The 21,103-nt window shown below is 60.8% G+C and carries 4 protein-coding genes; 3 read left to right on the top strand and 1 reads right to left on the bottom strand.

The annotated features are described in order from the left end of the window. Window positions 1-66: 66 nt before the first annotated feature. Window positions 67-15,657 carry a retention module-containing protein gene (locus tag ACYASU_RS21760; RefSeq protein ID WP_463584012.1) on the bottom strand — a complete coding sequence of 5,197 codons (15,591 nt, stop codon included), beginning with the start codon at window positions 15,655-15,657 and terminating at the stop codon, window positions 67-69. Between the two features lie 402 nt (window positions 15,658-16,059). Here ACYASU_RS21760 and ACYASU_RS21755 point away from each other — a divergent pair, with 402 nt between their 5' ends. The 3 genes from ACYASU_RS21755 to ACYASU_RS21745 are packed head-to-tail and all read left to right on the top strand — an operon-like array spanning window position 16,060 to window position 20,975. Then, window positions 16,060-17,409 carry a TolC family outer membrane protein gene (locus ACYASU_RS21755; RefSeq protein ID WP_192174598.1) on the top strand — a complete coding sequence of 450 codons (1,350 nt, stop codon included), beginning with the start codon at window positions 16,060-16,062 and terminating at the stop codon, window positions 17,407-17,409. A gap of 49 nt (window positions 17,410-17,458) precedes the next feature. Beyond that, complete coding sequence (locus ACYASU_RS21750) at window positions 17,459-19,612, top strand: type I secretion system permease/ATPase (RefSeq protein ID WP_346631253.1); 2,154 nt, start codon at window positions 17,459-17,461, stop codon at window positions 19,610-19,612. Then, entirely contained in the window at window positions 19,602-20,975 is a 1,374-nt protein-coding gene (locus tag ACYASU_RS21745; protein ID WP_192174600.1) for an HlyD family type I secretion periplasmic adaptor subunit, read from the top strand. Before ACYASU_RS21750 ends, ACYASU_RS21745 begins: the two co-directional genes overlap by 11 nt. The last annotated feature ends 128 nt before the right edge of the window (window positions 20,976-21,103 follow it).

Here is a 21,103-nt window from a genome sequence, read left to right as displayed (position 1 = left end):
GTAACCGGGCTGGCATCCGTCAGGGACGGCTGCCAGCACAGTACAACAGCTCTCGCGACTCAGCTATCAGTGGTGATCGACTTTGATGGTCGGATCCGCACCGCTCACCAGCGAGTTGACCATGGAATTGCTCCAGGTCACGCCTTCCACCTTGATGTGCACATCGGCCGTGGTCGCCGCGGCAGCCGCAGTGACATTCGACGCGAACTGCCCGGTGGTGCTGACTTGCAGAATGGTGTCATGACCATCGTTGGTGATTTGCAGGTACTTGCTGAGGGTGTCGGTGTCTTCACCTTGCAGCAGGTCACGCAGGTCGATCCGGTCGCCTTCGCCCTTGTTGAAGTCTTTGATCACGTCAAAGCCACCGCTGTTGGTGTCGCCTGCTTTCCAGGCGAATGTATCGGCACCTGCGCCACCGGTAAGGATGTCGTTGCCTTTACCACCGATCAGAATGTCGTTGCCGTTGCCACCGTTGAGAATGTCGTCGCCACCCTGGCCGAACAGAATGTCGTTGCCATTGCCGCCCAGCAGGGTGTCGTTGCCGTCCTGGGACGTCGACGACGAATTGGTCAGGTGAGCCACCGCGTCAAGGTTGTTGGTCACGAACGAGTGCAGCGTCTTGTCATCGATGGTCGACACATTCACGTGCAAGGTATCTGCCGCGAACGCCTTCAGCGCCGTAATGCCGCCCTGCGTGTTGTAGGTGATCAGATCGCCGAACAGGATGTCATTGCCGTCGCCACCGTTGAGGGTGTCGCTGCCCGGAGCGATATCTTTCTGGTCGCCCAGTACCGCTTTCGCCAGGTCATCGGCGTTGACGTTGGTCTGCGCGTGACCGTCGCTGTCGTAGTGATTCAGCGTGCTGGTCTTGACCGCCGAGTTCAGGCCGATCGCTTCGATGGTGGGCGACTGCTTCAGCAACAGCGCGTAACCGGTGTCCGCTTCAGCCAGCACAACGCTGCTGCCGTTGGTTTCAGGTGAGTTCAGGCTGTATTCCTGACCGCCCTTGCCGTCGGCGTGGCTGGCGAGGGTGCCCACCAACTTGCCGGTCGTGCTGCTGGCGTAGCTGTAAACATGGCCCACGGTGTCGATGGCGACTTTGCCGTTCACCGAATACGTGCTGCCCAGATGCCAGCTTTCCAGGCCCATCGCCAGTGTGACAGCCGTGCCGTTCACCGTACCGAGCACCGTGCTGGTGTTCTGGTAAACGTTAGGCTCGCCGTCGGTGATGAAGTACGTGCGGTTCTCGCCCGTCGGGTTGGTGCTGTTCAAGCCGGCAAACCAGTTCGCCGTGGTCTTGAAGGCATCTTCGTAGTTGGTGGTACCGCCCGATGTCATGGTCGCCAGAGCAGCGGCCAATGTTTTCAGCGCAGCGGCCTTGTCAGACATGTCCACCGATACGGTCGAGCGCACGTTGGTGTCGAAATCCACCAGCAACACGTTGATCTTGCCGGCGTTGGCCGTCTGAGCACCGTTCGCCAGTTTCTCGAAGACCGACTGCAGCTGCGTTTTCGCCGTGTCGAGGGATTTGCCCATGCTGCCCGAGCTGTCGACGATGAAGGCGATGTTGTAGCTCTTGCCCTGCACGATGGTCGTGCCGCTGACGTCGCCAACGATGATGTCGCCGCCGGTGGTGCCGTTGATTGGCGTCGGGTCGGTGCCGGCCAGGCCTTCACTCGATTTGTAGGTCTGAGACTCGACAGTAACGGTGATCGCCTTGCTGTCGCTGGCGCTGGCCACGGCGCTTGGTACGCCTGGCACGTTTGCTTCGGTCGCCGTCGCCGTGACGTTCAGCGTGAACTTGCCGCTGAAGTAGTCAGGCGTGGTGATGCTCAGCGTCGACAGGTCGAATTGGCTGACGTCGATCGTGTCCATCACGGTTTTGCCGTTTTCGACGTGGGTCGTCACGGTGGCCGTGTGGCCTGCGGCGTCGGTCAGGATCGAGCCGGCCGGTGCGCCGCCGCTCAGGGTCGTGACGTGAGTCTCCGAACCGTCGAGGCTGTCGCCGAATACCGCCTGGATCGGGCTCAGCTTGATCGCGGCGCCTTCGGTGCCGTGGTTCAGCTCGTAGCCGGTGTAATAACCCTCACCGCTGCCAACCGTGCCTTCGTGCAACGGCGAGACGTTCAGGCCGGAAGCCTTGAGGTCATCGACCGTTGCGAACAGCAGCACGTTGCTGCCGTTGAGGGCCACGGTCTGAGTCGCGCCGGTGCTGATGGTCTTGTCGACCAGATTGATGCTGTAGCTGCCCGGGCCCGCCTGGTTGTAGTGGTAGATGTCCAGCGTGTAGTAGCCAGACTCCGTCGGCGTGAAGCCCGCGCTCTGGATCTTGCCGCCCGCACCCCATGTGGCGTTGGCCGCAGTCTGGCCCGCCACGGTGATCAACAGGCTGTCGTCTGCCGTACCGGAGAAGGTGTAGGTGTGGCCGGCTTCCATGTAGATCAGGCCGGACAGCTTGGTGCCGGTGCCGACCGCGACGGAAGAGTCCTGTGCAGCGGTGGCGACGGTGTGCGAGGTCGATGCAACGGTGGTGTTGAAGCCGGCCTTGATGGTCGCTTCATTGGCGCCGTTGCCGTCGGTGCCCATGTTCTTCAGCGTGCCGACATAAACGTCTTTCACCAGACCGGTCGACTGAACGACGCCGGAGCCCAGCGTCACCACTGGTTGGTCGGCGACAGGCGCCACATTGATGGTGCCGGTGGCTTTGACCGAACTCGCCAGACCCTGATCGTCCACTGCCTTGTAGGTGAACGACGTGCTGCCCGCCCAATCGGCGGCCGGCTTGAAGTACACCGTTGCAGCGTTGCCGACGGCGACGATGTTGCTCAGGCTGGTCAACGCGACCTTGCCCGCCGCATCGGCGTAGAACGTGCCGTGTGCAGCCATGTCGACCAGGTTGAAGTGGTCGATTTTGCTGTCCACGTCGGTCGCGCTCAGCGTCACGGCGATGGCCGGGCTGTCTTCGTTACCGCTGCCGGTCGTGGCGTTGGCCACCGGAACATCATTGACCGTCGTGATGTGAATCGTCGACGTGGTGTTGGCGATGTTGTTGGTGGCGCTGCCGTCGTTGACGCTGATGTTGATGATGCGGTCGTCTTTGACAGGGTCGTGAGACGTGCTGTCGAAGGTAATCGACGAGATCGCCGTCTGATACTGAGCCGCCGTGCCCGCACCGAACGTGATGACCTTGCCGGTCACCACGTTGTTGGTGACGATGTCGGTGGTGGTGACGCTCAGGCCAGCGGTGTTGCCGATCGCCAGCAGATCACCCGCCTTGTAGTTGGTCAGCGTGACAGTGGCGCTTTGCAGCGTCGGGCTGTCGGCGTCTTTCAGGGTGAAGTCTGCAGCAATCAGGCCTGGACCTTTGCCCGGCGCGGTGACATCGCCGCCGACCAGGGTTTCGTTCCAGGTGTTGCCGAATTCCTTGCCATCGCCGGTGTGGCCGATGACGGGCGCGTCGTTCACGGCGGTGACCGAGATCTTGCTGCCGGCAACCAGCGAATCCTGCGTACCGGTACCGTCGCCTTTCGCGCCGGAGTCGGTCACTTGAACCGTCACGGCACGGTCACCCGCCTGAGGGTTGTCGCCCGGGCTGTTGAAGGTGATCGACTGGATCAGCGCCTTGTACTGGTCAATGGTCGCGATGCCGTTGATCTTGAAGCCGTTCACCAGGCCTGCATCGTTGTGGGTTTCCACCACGCTGACGCCTTTCGGCGCAGTGCCGGTGAAGGTCAGTACGTCGCCTGCCTTCACATCGACCGACACCACGGCCTTGCTCAGGGTGGTGTTGTCGACATCGGCCAGGTTCAGGTTCTTGACGATCGAGACCGCCGCGTCGTTTTCAGTAAAGGCAACCGACGCAGTGCTCACGGTTGGTACATCGTTGACCGTGGTGATGTGGATCGTCGAGGTCGTGGACGCGATGTTGTTGACCGCGCTGCCGTCATCGACAGTGATGTTGATGATGCGGTTGTCTTTCGACGGATCATGGGACGTGCTGTCGAAGGTGATCGACTGAATCGCCGTCTGGTACTGGGCGGCTGTGCCTGGACCGAACGTGATGGTTTTGCCGGTCACTGCGCCGGAAGCGTCTTTTACATCACTCAGGGTATAGGTCAGGGCGCCCGGTTTGCCGACATTCAGGACGTCGCCGTCTTTGAAGTTGGTCAGCGTGACGGTCGCGCTTTTCAGCGTGGTGCTGTCGGCGTCGTTCAGGGTGAAATCGCGAGCGATCTGACCTGGGCCTTTGCCCGGCGCGGTGACATCGCCACCCACGGCGGTTTCGTTCCAGGTGTTGCCGAACTCCTTGCCCGTTCCGGTGTGGCCGATGACGGGCGCGTCGTTCACGGCGATCACGTTGATCTGACTGTTGTGGACCACAGTCAGGTTGTCAGTGCCGTTGGCATCGGCGTCAGTCACAGCGATGGTCACCCCGCGTGGCGCGGTGTTCGGGTTATCGCTGTTGTCGGCGTAGGTGATCGACTTGATCAGGGTTTCGTAGTTGGCAACCGAAGCCTTGCCAGTCAGGTCGATGACGATGTTGCCGTTGGCGTCGTTGCTCAGCGTGTACTTGATGCCCAGACCGGTATCGCCGCTGGTATCGCCTTTGTAGTACTGGGAAACGATCAGGTCTTCAGCCTGAATACCGGTCAGCGTGATTTTCGCGCTGCTCAGCTGGGTGCTGTCGATATCGGTGATGCTGAAGTTTTTGACGATCGCGGTCGGGGCGTCATTTTCGGTGTAGGTGATGCTGCCGAAATTCACGACCGGTGCGTCGTTCACTGGCGTCACGTTGACGGTCAGCGGCTGTTGGGTCGTCGCAGACGGTCCATTCAGTTCGGTGGACGTCGCGTTGACGGTCAGGTTGATCTGGCCGTTGAAGTTTTCCGGTGGCGTGATGGTCACCTTGGTCAGGTCCCAGCCGTCGAGCGCCGCAGTGCCGTTGCCGCCGGCAGTCGACGTGTAGCTGTGAGTGCCATCGGTGACAACGGCACCGACCGGAACGCCGGAAACGGTCAGGTGGGTCAGGCTCTCGGAACCGTCGGTATCGACCAGCGTGGTGCCAATGTTCAGGTGGATGGCCGTGTCTTCCGGGCCGGTGACGGCAGGCGCGATCACGGTCGGGGCGTCTGCCACCGGTGCCACATGGACGTTGAACGTCAGGTCTTTGCTGACCGGAGCCGCTGCGCCGTCTTGGGCGGTAGCGGTGACGGTCAGAGCGATGTCGCCGCTGAAGTTGGCCGGCGGGGTGAGCTTGAGTTTGCTCAGGTCCCAATCGGTCACGTCAGTCGCGGTTGCACCGGCGGTGGCGTTGAAGGTGTGCGTGCCGTCGCTCAGGGAAGCGCCAACCGGAATGCCCTTCATGCTGACGGTCAGGGTTTCGGAACCGTCGACGTCAGTGGTCGCTGCCTTGATGGTCGACAGCAGAATCGCGTTGTCTTCCAGGCCGCTGTTCAGGTGCTCGGTGACGCTGATGTTGTTGATCACGCCGCCGAGGGAGTTCGCGTCGCCTGCCTTGAATTCCAGCTTCGCGCTGCCGTCGGTGGTGACCGGCACGTCGAAGGTGTAGGTCTTCAGACCCACCACGGTATTGGTCAGCGTGCCGACCAGCTTGCCGCCCCAGAAGACGTTGATCAGCGAGTTGTCGACCGCACCTGCACGGACCGAATAATCGAGCGAAACGGTGTAGGTCGCGCCGGCTTTGGCGTCGATGTTGGTGTACAGGTTGCTCGGGTCGCCGCTGTTTCGCTCCAGCTCCAGCACCTGGCTGTTGTTGCTGTTGCCGGCAACGCCGTAGGTGCCTGGAGTTCGGATCTCAACGGTGCCGCCGCTGTTGTCGGTGTGCCATGCGCCGCTGCCGATGTTGCCGATCACAGTCGTGGTCGCGCCGTTCACATTCAGCGAAGCCACGGTCTGGTCGTCCACGAGGGACAGGGCAGGGGTGTCGGTGACCGGATTGACCTTGATGGTGCCGGTTGCCGGAGTGGTGTCTGCCTGACCCTGGTTGTCGACCGCGGTGTAGGTGAAGTTGGTGCTGCCGCTCCAGTCGCCGACCGGCTTGAAGTAGACGGTTGCGCTATTGCCGGTCGCCTTGATGACGCTGGTGCTGTCCAGTGCCTGAGTGCCTGCGGCATCGGCGTAGAAAGTACCGTGCTGACCCAGGTTGACCAGGTTGAAGTGGTCAATGGTGCCGTCGACGTCGGTGCCGGTCAGCTTGACCGCCACGGTGTTGTCTTCGTCGCCCGTCGCCGTCGCTGGCTTGGTCACCGGCGCATCGTTGACGGAAATCACGTTGATCTGGCTGTCATGAACGACGGTCAGGTTGTTGGTGCCATTGGCATCCACGTCGGTCACAGCAATGGTCACGCCGCGCGGTGTGGTGCTCGGGTTGTTGCTGTTGTCGGCGTAGGTGATCGACTTGATCAGGGTTTCATAGTTGGCGACCGAAGCGTTGCCAACCAGATCGATAACGATGTTGCCGTTGGCGTCGTTGCTCAGGGTGTACTTGATGCCCAGACCGGTATCGCCGCTGTTATCGCCTTTGTAGTACTGGGAAACGATCAGGTCTTCGGCCTGAATACCGGTCAGCGTGATCTTCGCGCTGCTCAGTTGAGTGCTGTCGACGTCACTGATGCTGAAGTCTTTGACGATCGCGATCGGCGCGCCGTTTTCGGTGTAGGTGATGCTGCCGAAGTTGACCACAGGCGCGTCGTTGACGGGCGTGACCGTGATGGTGCCGGTGGCCGGGGTGGTGGAAGCCAGGCCCTGGTTGTCAACGGCGGTATAGGCGAACGGCGTGCTGCCATTCCAGTTGGCATCCGGCTTGAAGTAGATCGTCGCGCCGTTGTTGGTGGCGGTGATGTCGTTCAAGTTGGTCAGCGGCTGGGTGCCAGCGGCGTCGGAGTAGAAAGTGCCATTGGCAGGCGTGTTGACCAGGTTGAAGTGGTCAATGGCGCCGTCGACGTCGGAGCCGGTCAGCTTGACCGCAACGAGGGTGTCTTCGCTGCCATTGCCTGTGGCGGTGTTGACTACCGGCGCATCGTTCACGGATGCGACGTTGACGGTCAGCGACTTAACCGTGGTGGCCGAGTCATTGTTGGCGCTTTCGGTCGACGTCGAGCTCACTTGCAGGTTGAACGAGCCGTTGAAGTCTTTCGGCGGCGTGATGGTCAGGGTGCTCAGGTTCCAGCCGGTGAGGTACGCCTCGCCATCGCCGCCTTCAGAAACAGGGATGGAGGTGTAGCTGTGGCCGTTGCCATCGCTCAGCACCGCGCCCACTGGGATGCCGCCCACAATGACCGGGCCGAGGGACTCGGAACCATCGGTGTCCACCAGTGCAGCGCTCAGGTCCAGCTTGATGGCGCTGTCTTCATCGCCCTGAGCGTTGGTGACGGTGACGATCGGGGCATCCGCCACAGGCGTGACGTTGATCGTGCCAGTTGCCGTGTTGCCGGCTGGCAGGTTCTGGTTGTCGACCGCGGTGTAGGTGAAGGTGGTGTCGCCCGCCCAGTTCGCGTCTGGCTTGAAGTAGATCGTCGCGCCGTTGTTGCTGGCGGCGATGTTGGTCAAATTGGTCAGCGGCTGGGTGCCGGCGGCGTCGGAGTAGAACGTACCGTGTGCAGGCGCAGTGACCAGGTTGAAGTGGCCAATGGTGCCATCAACATCGGAGCCAGACAGCTTGACCGCGATGGTGGTGTCTTCATTACCTGCACCCGAAGCGGCGTTGACTACCGGCGCATCGTTGACGGAAATGACATTGATCTGGCTATCGTGAACGACGGTCAGGTTGTTGGTGCCGTTGGCATCAGCGTCAGTAACGGCGATGGTCACGCCGCGTGGGGCAGTGCTCGGGTTCTCGCTGTTGTCAGCGTAGGTGATCGACTTGATCAGGGTTTCGTAGTTGGCAACCGAAGCCTTGCCAGTCAGGTCGATGACGATGTTGCCGTTGGCGTCGTTGCTCAGCGTGTACTTGATGCCCAGACCGGTATCGCCGCTGGTATCGCCTTTGTAGTACTGAGACACGATCAGGTCTTCAGCCTGAATACCGGTCAGCGTGATCTTCGCGCTGCTCAGTTGAGTGCTGTCGACGTCGCTGATGCTGAGGTTATTGACGATCGCAACCGGTGCACCGTTTTCGGTATACGAGGTGCTGTCGAAGTTGACCACTGGCGCGTCATTGACGGCCGTGACGTTGATCGTGCCAGTGCCTGGAGTGGCGGCGGGCAGACCTTGATTGTCGACAGCGGTGTAGGTGAACGGCGTGCTGCCATTCCAGTTCGCATCCGGCTTGAAGTAGATCGTCGCACCGTTGTTGGTTGCGGTGATGTCGTTCAAGTTGGTCAGCGGCTGAGTGCCAGCGGCGTCGGAGTAGAACGTGCCGTTGGCAGGCGTGTTGACCAGATTGAAATGGTCGATCGTGCCGTCCACATCAGAGCCGGTCAGCTTGACCGCGACGATAGTGTCTTCGTTGCCATTGCCGGTGGCGGCGTTAACAACTGGAGCGTCGTTCACGGCAATAACGTTGATCTGGCTGTCGTGAACAACGGTCAGGTTGTTGGTGCCGTTGGCATCCACGTCGGTGACAGCGATGGTCACGCCACGTGGGGCAGTGCTCGGGTTCTCGCTGTTGTCGGCGTAAGTAATCGACTTGATCAGGGTTTCGTAGTTCGCAACCGAAGCCTTGCCGGTCAAGTCGATGACGATGTTGCCGTTGGCGTCGTTGCTCAGCTTGTAGCTGATACCCAGACTGGTGGTACCGGTGGTGCCATCGGTGCCGCCTTTGTAGTACTGGGAAACGATCAGGTCTTCAGCCTGAATACCGGTCAGCGTGATTTTCGCGCTGCTCAGTTCGGTGCTGTCGACATCAGCGATGCTGAAGTCTTTGACGATCGCGATCGGCGCACCGTTTTCGGTGTAGGTGATGCTGCCGAAGTTGACCACGGGCGCGTCGTTGACAGGCGTGACCGTGATGGTGCCGGTCGCCGGGGTGGTGGAAGCCAGGCCCTGATTATCAACGGCGATATAGGTGAACGGCGTGCTGCCGTTCCAGTTCGCATCTGGCTTGAAGTAGATCGTCGCGCCGTTGTTGGTCGCGGTGATGTCGTTCAAGTTGGTCAGCGGCTGGGTGCCAGCGGCGTCGGAGTAGAACGTGCCGTTGGCAGGCGTGTTGACCAGGTTGAAGTGGTCAATGGTGCCGTCGACGTCCGAACCGGTCAGCTTGACCGCAACGATAGTGTCTTCGTTGCCATTGCCGGTGGCGGTGTTGACCACAGGTGCATCGTTCACCGACGCGACGTTCACAGTCAGGGACTGGGTCGTGGTTGCCGATTGGCCGGTGATCTCAGTCGAGGTCGAGCTCACTTGCAGCGTGATCGAACCGTTGAAGTCAGCCGGTGGTGTCAGGGTCAGCTTGGTCAGGTCCCAGCCATCGATGATGACTTTGCCGTCGCCGGTCGGGATCGAGGTGTAGCTGTTTTTGCCATCGGTCAGCACTGCGCCAACCGGGATACCGCCCACGGTCAGGCCGCTCAGGCTTTCCGAACCGTCGGTGTCGACCAGTGCAGTGCCGACGCTGATCTTGATTGCGGTGTCTTCATCGCCCTGGGCGGTGGTGACGGTAACGATCGGAGCATCAGCCACTGGCGTGACATTGATCGTGCCAGTTGCCGGGGTGCCGGCTGGCAGGTTCTGGTTGTCGACAGCGGTGTAAGTGAAGCTGGTATCACCTGCCCAGTTTGCGTCTGGCTTGAAGTAGATCGTCGCGCCGTTGTTGCTGGCGGCGATGTTGGTCAAGTTGGTCAGCGGCTGAGTACCGGCGGCGTCCGAGTAGAACGTGCCGTGTGCAGGCGCACTGACCAGGTTGAAGTGGCCAATGGTGCCGTCGACATCGGAGCCAGACAGCTTGACCGCGATGGTGGTGTCTTCCTTGCCTGCACCCGAAGCGGCGTTGACTACCGGCGCATCGTTCACGGAAATGACATTGATCTGGCTGTCGTGAACGACGGTCAGGTTGTTGGTGCCGTTGGCATCAGCGTCGGTCACAGCGATGGTCACGCCGCGTGGCGCAGTGCTCGGGTTCTCGCTGTTGTCGGCGTAAGTAATCGACTTGATCAGGGTTTCATAATTGGCAACCGAAGCCTTGCCGGTCAGGTCGATGACGATATTGCCGTTGGCGTCGTTGCTAAGGGTGTACTTGATGCCCAGGCTCGTGTCGCCAGAGGTACCACCTTTGTAGTACTGCGAAACGATCAGGTCTTCAGCCTGAATACCGGTCAGCGTGATCTTCGCGCTGCTCAGTTGAGTGCTGTCGACGTCGCTGATGCTGAGGTTATTGACTATCGCGATCGGTGCACCGTTTTCGGTGTACGAGGTGCTGTCGAAGTTGACCACTGGCGCATCGTTGACCGGCCCGACGGTGACAGTCAGGGGCACGGTCGTGGTTGCCGATTGACCGGTGATCTCAGTCGAGGTCGAGCTCACTTGCAGGTTGATCGAACCGTTGAAGTCTTTTGGCGGTGTGATCGTCAGGTTGGTCAAATCCCAACCATTAATGTAGACCGCGCCGTCGCCTGTCGGAATCGAGGTGTAGCTGTGGGTGCCGTCCGTCAGCACGGCGCCGACCGGAATGCCGGACACCACGAATGGGCCCAGGGATTCGGAGCCATCGGTGTCGACCAGCGCGGTGCTTACGTTCAGCTTGATCGCCGAATCTTCGGCGCCCTGGGCGTTGCTGACGGTAACGATCGGCGCATCAGCCACCGGCGTGACATTGATCGTGCCAGTTGCCGTGTTGCCGGCTGGCAGGTTCTGGTTGTCGACAGCGGTGTAAGTGAAGTTGGTGTCGCCTGCCCAGCTCGCGTCTGGCTTGAAGTAGATCGTCGCTCCGTTGTTGCTGGCGGCGATGTTGGTCAAGTTGGTCAGCGGCTGGGTGCCGGCGGCGTCCGAGTAGAACGTACCGTGTGCAGGCGCACTGACCAGGTTGAAGTGGCCAATGGTGCCGTCGACGTCAGAGCCAGTCAGCTTGACGGCGATGGTGGTGTCTTCGTTGCCAGCACCCGACGCTGTGTTAACGGTCGGTGCATCGTTGACCGCGGTCACGTCGATTTGACCGGTGGCGCTGCCCGACAGGTTGTTGGTGCCATTGGCATCAACGTCGGTCACTTCGATGGTCACGCCACGTGGGGCAGTGCTTGGGTTATCGCTGCTGTTGGCGTAGGTGATCGAGTTGATCAGCGTGGTGTAGTCGGCGATCGACGCCTTGCCGGTCAGGTCGATAACGATGTTGCCGTTGGCGTCGTTGCTCAGGTTGTAGCTGATGCCCAAGTCGGTGGTGCCGCTGTTGCCGCCCTTGTAGTACTGGGAAACGATCAGGTCTTCAGCCTGAATGCCGGTCAGCGTGATCTTCGCGCTGCTCAGCTGAGCGCTGTCGACATCGCCGATCTGCAGATTGCTGACCAATGCCTGAGGTGCGCCGTTTTCGACGTAGTCAGGGTTGGTGAAGGTGACGGTCGGTGCGTCGTTGACCGGCCCGACGGTGACAGTCAGGGGAACAGTCGTGGTGGCCGATTGGCCGGTCAGCTCGGTGGAGGTCGAGCTCACTTGCAAGTTGATCGAACCGTTGAAGTCTTTCGGCGGCGTGATCGTCAGGTTGGTCAAATCCCAACCGTTGATGTAGACCGCGCCGTCGCCTGTCGGAATCGAGGTGTAGCTGTGGGTGCCGTCAGTCAGCACGGCGCCCACGGGAATACCGGACACCACGAACGGGCCCAGGGATTCCGAGCCATCGGTGTCGACCAGCGCGGTGCTCACGTTCAGCTTGATCGCGGAGTCTTCATTACCTTGTGCGTCGGCAACGGTGACGATCGGAGCATCGGCTACCGGCGTGACGTTGATGATGCCGTTCGCCGGCGCGCCCGCAGGCAGGTTTTGGTTGTCGACAGCGGTATAGGTGAAGCTGGTGTCACCGGCCCAGTTGGCATCCGGTTTGAAGTAGATCGTCGCGCTGTTGTTGCTGGCGGCGATGTTGCTGAGGTTGGTCAGCTCCTGGGTACCGGCGGCGTCGGCGTAGAACGTGCCGTGCTCGGCCATGGTGACCAGGTTGAAGTGGTCGATGGTGCCGTCGACATCAGCGCCGGTCAGCTTGACCGCAATGGCGGTGTCTTCGTCGCCCTGGCCCAGTGCCGCGTTCACGGTCGGGGCGTCGTTGACGGCAATCACGTTGATCTGGCCGTCGTGCACGGCGGTCAGGTTAGTGGTGCCGTTGGCGTCCAGGTCGGTGACGAAAATGCTCACGCCGCGCGGGACGGTGCTCGGGTTTTCGCTGTTGTCGGCGTACGTGAGCGACTTGATCAGGGTTTCATAGTTGGCGACCGAGGCATTGCCCGTCAGGTCGATGACGATGTTGCCGTTGGCGTCGTTGCTCAGGGTGTAGGTGATGCCCAGGTCGGTAACGCCAGTAGTGGCGCCTTTGTAGTACTGGGACACAACGAGGTCTTCAGCCTGGATACCGGTCAGCGTGATTTTCGCGCTGCTCAGCTGAGTGCTGTCGATGTCGGTGATGCTGAAGTTGTTGACCAGCGCGACCGGCGCACCGTTTTCGGTGTAGGTCGTGCTGTCGAAGTTGACCGCCGGGCCGTCGTTCACGGGCGTCACGTTGACGATCAGAGACTGCGTCGTGGTGGCCGCATCCTTGTTGGCGGCTTCGGTCGAGGTCGAGCTCACTTGCAGGGTGATCGGGCCGTTGAAGTCTTTCGGCGGGGTAATCGTCAGGTTGTTCAGGTCCCAACCGTCGATGTAGACAGCGCCGTCGCCTGTCGGAATCGAGGTATAGCTGTGGGTGCCGTCAGTCAGCACGGCGCCGACCGGAATGCCGGACACAACCAACGGGCCCAGGGACTCGGAGCCATCGGTGTCGACCAGTGCAGTGCTCAGCGTCAGCTTGATCGCCGTGTCTTCAGCGCCTTGGGCGTTGGCAACGGTGACGATCGGGGCATCGGCCACTGGCGTGACGTTGATAATGCCGTTGGCTGGCGTGCCGGCTGGCTGGCCCTGATTGTCGACAGCGGTGTAGGTGAAGCTGGTGTCGCCCGCCCAGTTGGCGTTCGGCTTGAAGTAGATGGTCGCGCCGTTGGCGGTGGCGGCGATGTTGCTGAGGTTGGTCAGCGCCTGGGTCCCGGCGGCATCGGCGTAGAACGTGCCGTTGGCTACCAGGCTGACCAGGTTGAAGTGATCGATGGTGCCGTCGACGTCAGCGCCGGTCAGCTTGACCGCGATGGTGGTGTCTTCGTCGCCTTTGCCCGATGCGTTGGTGACGGTCGGTGCATCGTTGACCGGGGTGATGTCGACTTCGCCGGTGGCGCTGCCCGTCAGGTTGTTGGTGCCGTGGGTGTCCACGTCAGTCACTTCGATCGTCACGCCGCGCGGGGTGGTGATCGGAGCGTCACTGCTGTTGGCGTAAGTGATCGAGTTGATCAGCGTGGTGTAGTCGGCGATCGAGGCGTTGCCGCTCAACTGAATGACAACGTTGCCGTTGGCGTCATTGCCCAGCGTGTAGCTGATGCCCGACGCCGTGGTGCCGGTGTTGCCGCCCTGGAAGGACGGCGAAGCGATCAGGTCTTCGGCCTGAACGCCAGTCACGGTGATCTTCGCGCCGCTCAACTGGCCGCCGTCGACGTCGCCGATCTGCAGGTTGTTGACCAGTGCCTGAGGTGCGCCGTTTTCGACGTAATCGGTGCTGGTGAACGAGACGGTCGGGGCGTCATTGACGGCAACGACGTGCACGATGCTGGTGGCCGGCACGGAATCGTTCTGGCCATCGTTGACGGTCACAGTAATGGTGCGGTCCGCGACGCTCGGGTCCTGGCTGCTGTTCTGGAAGGTGATCGACTTGATCACGGCTTCGTATTCGGCAGCGGTGGCGGCACCGGTCAGGGTCAGTACGATCTGGCCGTTGACGGTGGCGGTAGTGACCGCGATGTTCGCGTTCGGGCTGCCCACTACTAATGTGTCGGCGTCCTGAGCGTTGGTCAGGGTGACTTTCGCGCCTTGCAGGGTCGGGCTGTCGGCGTCAGTGACGGTCAACTGGTCGGCGATCGAAACGCCAGCCTGGCCTTCGGTGAACGTGGTTTCGCTGTTGGTGCCGTTACCGCCGCCATTCGGATCGACAACCGGCAGAGCGTCGTTGTCGATGATGGTGGTGGTGACGCTGCCATTGGTCGCGCTGGCAACGATGCTCTCGAAGTTGCCGCCGGTGATGGCGCCGATCGCCACGGTGACGTTTTCAACGCCTTCCGGGATCGTGTCATTAAGGGTGTTCAGGTCGAAGGTGACGCTGCTGCTGTTGGCAGGGATCTTCACGCTGACCACTTGCGTGTAGTCAGTGCCGTTGGATGCGGTGCCACTGTAGGTCAGATTGATCGTGACTTCGGTCTGCGCCGGGTTGCTCAACGTAATGGTGTACGTGGCGGCCTGGCCTTCAACCACCGACTGGGTGCCGGTGATACTGGCAACGGTGGTGTCGATGCTGTCGACGATCTGCACCACAGCCGGCGCCGTGTTAGGCACCAGGTTCTCAAAGTTGCCGCCGGTTGCGCCGGTAATCGTGGTGCTGATAACGGTGTTGGTGTTGTAGACGTCATTCGCTGGGGCCGCGACGACAACCGTACCGGTGGACTCGCCCGCACGGATGGTGATGGTCGAACCGTCGGACAAGGTGACGTTGACCGGGGTCTGTGCCGGGTTGGTCAGCGTAGCGGTGTAGGTGATCGAGGTGCCTTCGACAGACGTCGGCGCAGCGCTGAGGCTGACCGTGGTGGTGTCGATGGTGTCGGTGATGGTGGTCACCGCCGGGGTCGGATCGGTTGTCACGACCAGACCGCCACCGCCCGTTGTGCCGGTGATAGTGGTGCTGATAACGGAAGGGTCGATGTATGGCGTGTTGTTGTCAGCCAGTTGAACAGTGGTTGAGCCGGACGTGTCGCCGCCACGAATGACAATGGTCGAACCGTTGGACAGGGTGACCGTCAGGTCCGACGTCGGTGCCTGGGTGATGTTCGCCGTGTAGACCAGCGCGCCGCCGGCTTCGGTCAGCGTCTGGGTGGCGGTCAGTGTCAGGGTGCCCGTCGGCTGCGGCGCGACGGGGGTACCGCCGTTGTCGTTGCCGTTGTCGATCGCCAGGCCGTTGCTCAGCGTAGGCGGCGGCGTAGTCGTCGTCCCCAGCCCGTTGGTCGGGAAGCCGATGGTCGGATTCACTTCGCCCGCCGTCTCGGTGAGCATCACCACGCTGTGGCCGCCGCCTGCGTTGCCGCCGTCACCTGGCGCCGCTTGCGGACCCGCTGCAGTGGCTTCGAGGTCTTTGGTCGGGTCGGCGCCGGCCGCGATGGCCTGCTGCAGTTCGGCAACTGACGGTGCCGCTTGCGCGCTGGCTTCGGCAAGGTTGGTCGTGGACGCCGGTGCGTCGGCACTCCACTGGCTGTCACGGCCAATGTCCAGCTGACGGCCATCGGCAAGCTGCAGCGTGACTGCGCCTCCCGGGCCTGTCTCAAGCTGCTCGCCGGTGAACAACCGGTCACCCTCGATGAGCACACGACGAATCCCTTCCGGGGAAACTGCTACTACCTGGCCAACAATGCTTTTGACGATGGCAACAACACTGCTCATGGGGGTGACTCTCCGAAATTACCGTTCAGTTGGTATCCATCATGCCGACCGGCCTTAACTAACGCCGCTTCATTACTGGATGACGTAAAGATTCGCATTTGTTTCATTGCCAGATAACAAGTTAGGGAACTTATTAAGTTGCTCGTAATCTGGCGTCAATTTATTAACAGCAGGTCGGCACTGGAATTAACTTTCTGCCAAAGTATTGACCTATTCGGCGACATCCTAAACAATCGCTTCCGTAATGTCACATTGATATTTGATGAGATCGCGGATTTCTGCAGTGTGATCGCAAGCGCCCTTCAGAACACTCTCGAGACGATCACTTCAATGGCCATTTTTACGATGCGGCAGTGCGTATTGCTGCATTTTGAACAAGTACGTTCTCGGGAAATCACCAAAATGCGTAAGCACCTCTTCACTGCTGTACCCCTCATCCTTTGTGCCGGTTTCGTTCAGGCCCAGACGCTACAGTCCGCCATGCAGAAAGCCATGGACGAGCATCCCGAGGTGCAGGCCGGCATCAATGCCCGTATCGCCCAGGACTACGCACTCCGTGCTGCAAAGGGCGGCTACCTGCCGCGTGTCGATGTCACGGCGGGCTACGGCCGGGCCGGTTCCGATACGCCAAGCACCCGTGCCTCGACCGGTCGTCACGATTACCAGACGCTGGACCGTGGCGAGTCGCAAATCCGTCTTCAGCAAATGCTCTTTGATGGCTTCGCAACAAGTAACGAAGTTGCGCGTCAACAAGCCACCGCCAATTCCCGGGCATACTCGCTGTTAAATACAACCGAACGTACCGCGTTGACAGTTGCGCAGGTCTATCTCGATGTTCTTACTCAACGTGAAATGGTTCGGCTGGCCGAAGAAAACCTGAAGAGTCACGAACGTATTTACGACCAAATCAAACTGCGCACTTCCCGCGGTGTAGGTCGTATGGCCGATATGGACCAGGCCGATGCCCGTCTGGCACAGGCCCGTAACAACCTGATCACCGAACAAACCAACCTGGCCGACGCCCAGACCAACTACTTGAGTGCCGTTGGTCTGGAAGCTGACCAGCTGGAAGCGCCGTCGCCGTTCGCCATGATGCCTGCCGATCTGAACGAAGCCCGCCGCCAGATGCTCGAGAACAGCCCGGTGCTGCGCTCGGCCGAAGCCGACATCGTTGCCGCTGAAAAGCAGTACACCTCGGCGCAGTCCAATTACTACCCGCGTTTCGATGCAGAACTGGGCCGCAATGCCGATAACAACATTGGCGGCGACGAAGGCCACAACAATGGCTGGGAAGCCATGGTCCGCATGCGCTTCAACCTGTACGCCGGTGGCAGCAACAAGGCTGACCTGCAATCCAAGTCGTACCTGTCGAGTCAGGCCCTGGATATCCGCAACAACGCGCTGCGTCAGTTGAACGAAGAACTGGGCCTGGCCTGGAACGCCTACAACAACGCCAACGCCCAGGTGCCGATCGCTCAGCAGTACGTCGAGCGGGCCAACAGCGTGCGTACTTCGTACCAGCAGCAATTCAGTCTGGGAGAGCGTACCCTGCTCGACCTTCTCGACAGCGAGAACGAGTTGTTCACCGCGCAACAGCGTCTGGTGCAGCTGAAAAACCTGCAGACGTACACCCAGTACCGCATCAAGGCGGACATGGGCACATTGCTGAAGAGCCAGGGTGTCGTGGCGCCGATGGCATCGGTTGTGCAGAACGATGTGAAACCGACAGTTCAGCTGCCGGGCATGAACTGATTCTTGACGGAGTCAGGTTCTTTTAACCGTTAAGAAAGAGAGTGTCAGCGTGGACTTGGAATTACCTTCGGCTCAATTAGGTCATGATCCACGCAGCCAGCACGACGATCCGCTACTCGACGGGCTGTTGACACTCTGTGCCCTGCATCACAAACCGGCGAGCCGGGCCATGCTGACCACCGGTCTGCCATTGCCCGACCAGCGCCTGAGCCCGGATCTGCTGCCCCGCGCCGCAGCCCGGGCGGGTTTGCAGGGGCGTTTGCTGCAACGCAAACTCATCCAGATTCCCGAGATCGCATTACCCGCCTTGCTGCTCCTGAAAGACGGGCGCTCTGCCGTTCTGCTCGGTTGGGAGGGCCAATCGGCCCGCCTGCTGATCAGCGAAAGCAACGGCGGCGAAGTGCTGATCGAAACCGAAGCGCTGGCGCAGGATTACAGCGGTCGGGTGTTTTTCGCACAGCCGCAACATAAATTTGACGTGACCCAGGGCTCGCTCATCCCGCGCGCTCGTTCCTGGTTCAAGGACACCCTCAAGCTGTCTCGCTGGCTTTACGTCGACGCGATCGCTGCCAGCTTCGTGATCAACCTGATCGCGCTGGCTACCCCTCTTTTCGTGATGAACGTCTACGACCGCGTCGTGCCCAACCAGGCCACCGCCACACTGTGGGTGCTGGCGACCGGTATCTGTGGCGCGTTTCTGTTTGATCTTTTGCTCAAGGGCCTGCGCAGTCTGTGCCTGGACCTGGCCGGCAAGAAAACCGACCTGATCATTTCCGCCACGCTGTTCGAACGCATCGTCGGCATGGCGATGAAGTTTCGCCCGGCGCGGGTCGGCAGCTACGCCCAGAACATTCATGAGTTCCAGGGCATGCGTGACTTCCTCACGTCGCTGACCCTGACCAGCCTCATCGACCTGCCGTTCACGCTGATCATTCTGTTGGTGATCGCGCTGCTGGGCGGGCATCTGGTGTGGATTCCGATCATCGCCTTCCCGCTGGCGCTGGGCATCGGCCATTTCCTGCAAAAACCGCTGACCTCCACCCTTGAGCGCACCATGGCGCTGGGTGCCGAGCGTCAGTCGAGCCTGATCGAAACCCTCGCCGGCCTCGATGCGGTGAAGGTCAACAACGCCGAAAGCGAGCGTCAATACCAGTGGGAGCACACCATCGGTACGCTTAGCCGCCTGGAATTGCGCGTCAAAGTGCTTTCCGGTCTTGCCATGAACATCACCCTGCTGATCCAGCAACTGGCGGGCGTGGCGATGATCTGTTTCGGCGTTTACATGATCATGGACGGCGTCCTCAGCATGGGCGGCCTCGTGGCGTGCTACATGCTCAGCGGCCGCGCCCTTGGCCCGCTGGCGCAACTCTCCGGTCTGCTGACCCGTTATCAGCAAGCCAAAGTGACCATGGTCTCGGTCGATCAAATGATGGAGCTGCCTCAGGAACGTAACTTCGACGAGCGTCCCCTCAGCCGTCAGGTCCTGCAAGGCGCCATGGAATTCCGCAACCTTGAGTTCACTTACCCGAACCAGCAAAACCTGGCGCTGCGCAACATCAATCTGGTGATCCGCCCGGGCGAGAAGGTCGGCATCATTGGCCGTAGCGGGTCGGGGAAAAGCTCCCTGGCCAAACTGCTGGTCGGTTTGTATCAGCCTGATGAAGGCTCGTTGCTGGTGGATGGCGTCGACATTCGCCAGATCGACGTCAGCGAAGTGCGCCACAACATCGGCTACGTCGCCCAGGACATACAACTGTTGTCGGGCACGCTGCGCGACAACCTGATTTCCGGTGCGCGCTACGTGGACGACGAAATGGTGCTGCAGGCCGCTGAATTGGCCGGCGTGCACGAATTCGCCAGCCTGCATCCCCAGGGCTACGAGCTGCAAGTGGGTGAGCGCGGGCAGAATTTGTCCGGTGGTCAGCGGCAGAACGTTGCCCTGGCGCGGGCCTTGTTGCTCGATCCGCCGATCCTGTTGCTCGACGAACCCACCAGCGCCATGGACAACACCGGCGAAGAACGTTTGAAGCAGCGCCTGCACGGCGTTATCGAGAAAAAGACCGTGATTCTTGTGACACACCGAGCCTCGTTGCTCAGCCTGGTTGATCGCCTGGTGGTCATCGACCGCGGCCAGATCGTGGCCGACGGCCCGAAAGCCGCCGTTATGGAAGCGTTGAAAAAGGGGCAGATCAGTGTTGCTTAAGTCAGGTCAAAACTCCGGTGGCGGCATCTTCGGCTACTTCAAGGGCTCACCTTCGCTGGAAGGCCAGGCGCTGCCGGAAGTCAAAAAGGCATTGGTCGACGACGCCCCGCGCATCGTGCGGCTGACCATCTGGGCCGTGATTCTGTTCTTCGTCTTCTTGCTGGTCTGGGCCAACTACGCCGTGATCGATGAAGTGACGAAGGGCGAGGGCAAGGCCATTCCGTCGACCAAGATCCAGAAAATCCAGAACCTGGAAGGCGGCATCGTCGCGCAGATCTACGCCCACGACGGCCAGATCGTCGACGCCGGCGCCCCGCTGATTCGTCTCGACGACACGCGCTTTGCGTCCAACGTTGGCGAAACCGAGGCTGATCGGCTGGCCATGCAACTGCGCGTCGAGCGTCTGAGCGCCGAGGTCGATGACCGTCCGCTGAATATCAGCGCCGAAGCGCGCAAGCTGGTGCCGAATCAGGCAGCGAACGAAGAGTCGCTGTACAAAAGCCGCCGTCAGCAACTGGTGGATGAGATTGGTGGTTTGCAGCAGCAGTTGATTCAGCGTCAGCAGGAATTGCGTGAATTCGGCTCCAAGCAGGAGCAATACCGCAGCAGCCTGGCCCTTTTGCGCCAGGAGATCGGCATGTCCGAGCCGTTGGTGTCCCAAGGCGCCGTGTCGCCGGTGGACATCCTGCGGCTGAAACGCTCCGAGGTGGAAACCCGTGGTCAGCTGGATGGCACCACGCTGGCGATCCCTCGCGCACAAGCGGCGATTGCCGAAGTGCAGCGCAAGATCGATGAGACCCGTGGCAAATTTCGCAGCGACGCACTGACGCAGCTGAACGAAGCGCGTACCAATCTTTCGAAAGCGCAGTCGACGGCCAAGGGCCTTGAAGACCGCGTCAACCGCACGATGGTGACATCGCCGGTGCGCGGCGTGGTCAAACAGATGCTGGTCAACACCGTCGGCGGGGTTATTCAGCCGGGCAGCGACATCGCCGAAGTGGTGCCGCTGGATGACACCCTGCTGGTAGAAGCGCGCATTCGTCCGCAAGACATCGCCTTCCTGCACCCGGGGCAGGAAGCGATGATCAAGTTCACGGCCTATGACTACACGATCTATGGCGGGCTGAAAGGCAAGCTGGAGCAGATCGGCGCCGACACCATTCAGGACGAAGAGAAGAAGAACACCTTCTACGTGATCAAACTGCGCACCGACCGCAGCCACCTCGGCACTGATGAGCACCCGCTGCTGATCATCCCGGGCATGGTCGCCTCGGTGGACATCATCACCGGCAAGAAAACCATCCTGAGCTACCTGCTCAAACCCGTGCTGAAAGCCCGCGCCGAGGCACTGCACGAGCGTTGATGGCCGATGGTTGATGGCCGGTAGACTGGCCTCTTTCTTTGTAGGACCGGCTTCAGCCGGGAAGGCGTCGGGTGTGGCACCGCAAATGTAGGGTGTCCACGCGGGCCTCTTCCCGGCTAAAGCCGGTC

Source organism: Pseudomonas sp. HP_12 (genome assembly GCF_055283955.1).
The sequence above is the reverse complement of the archived record's forward strand: the minus strand, read 5'-3'. Positions and strand labels throughout refer to the sequence as shown.

Bases quoted from the DNA above. Each gene is read 5' to 3' on its own strand.
- ACYASU_RS21755 (WP_192174598.1), top strand. From the start codon at position 16,060: ATGCGTAAGCACCTCTTCACTGCTGTACCCCTCATCCTTTGTGCCGGT.
- ACYASU_RS21760 (WP_463584012.1), bottom strand. From the start codon at position 15,657: ATGAGCAGTGTTGTTGCCATCGTCAAAAGCATTGTTGGCCAGGTAGTA.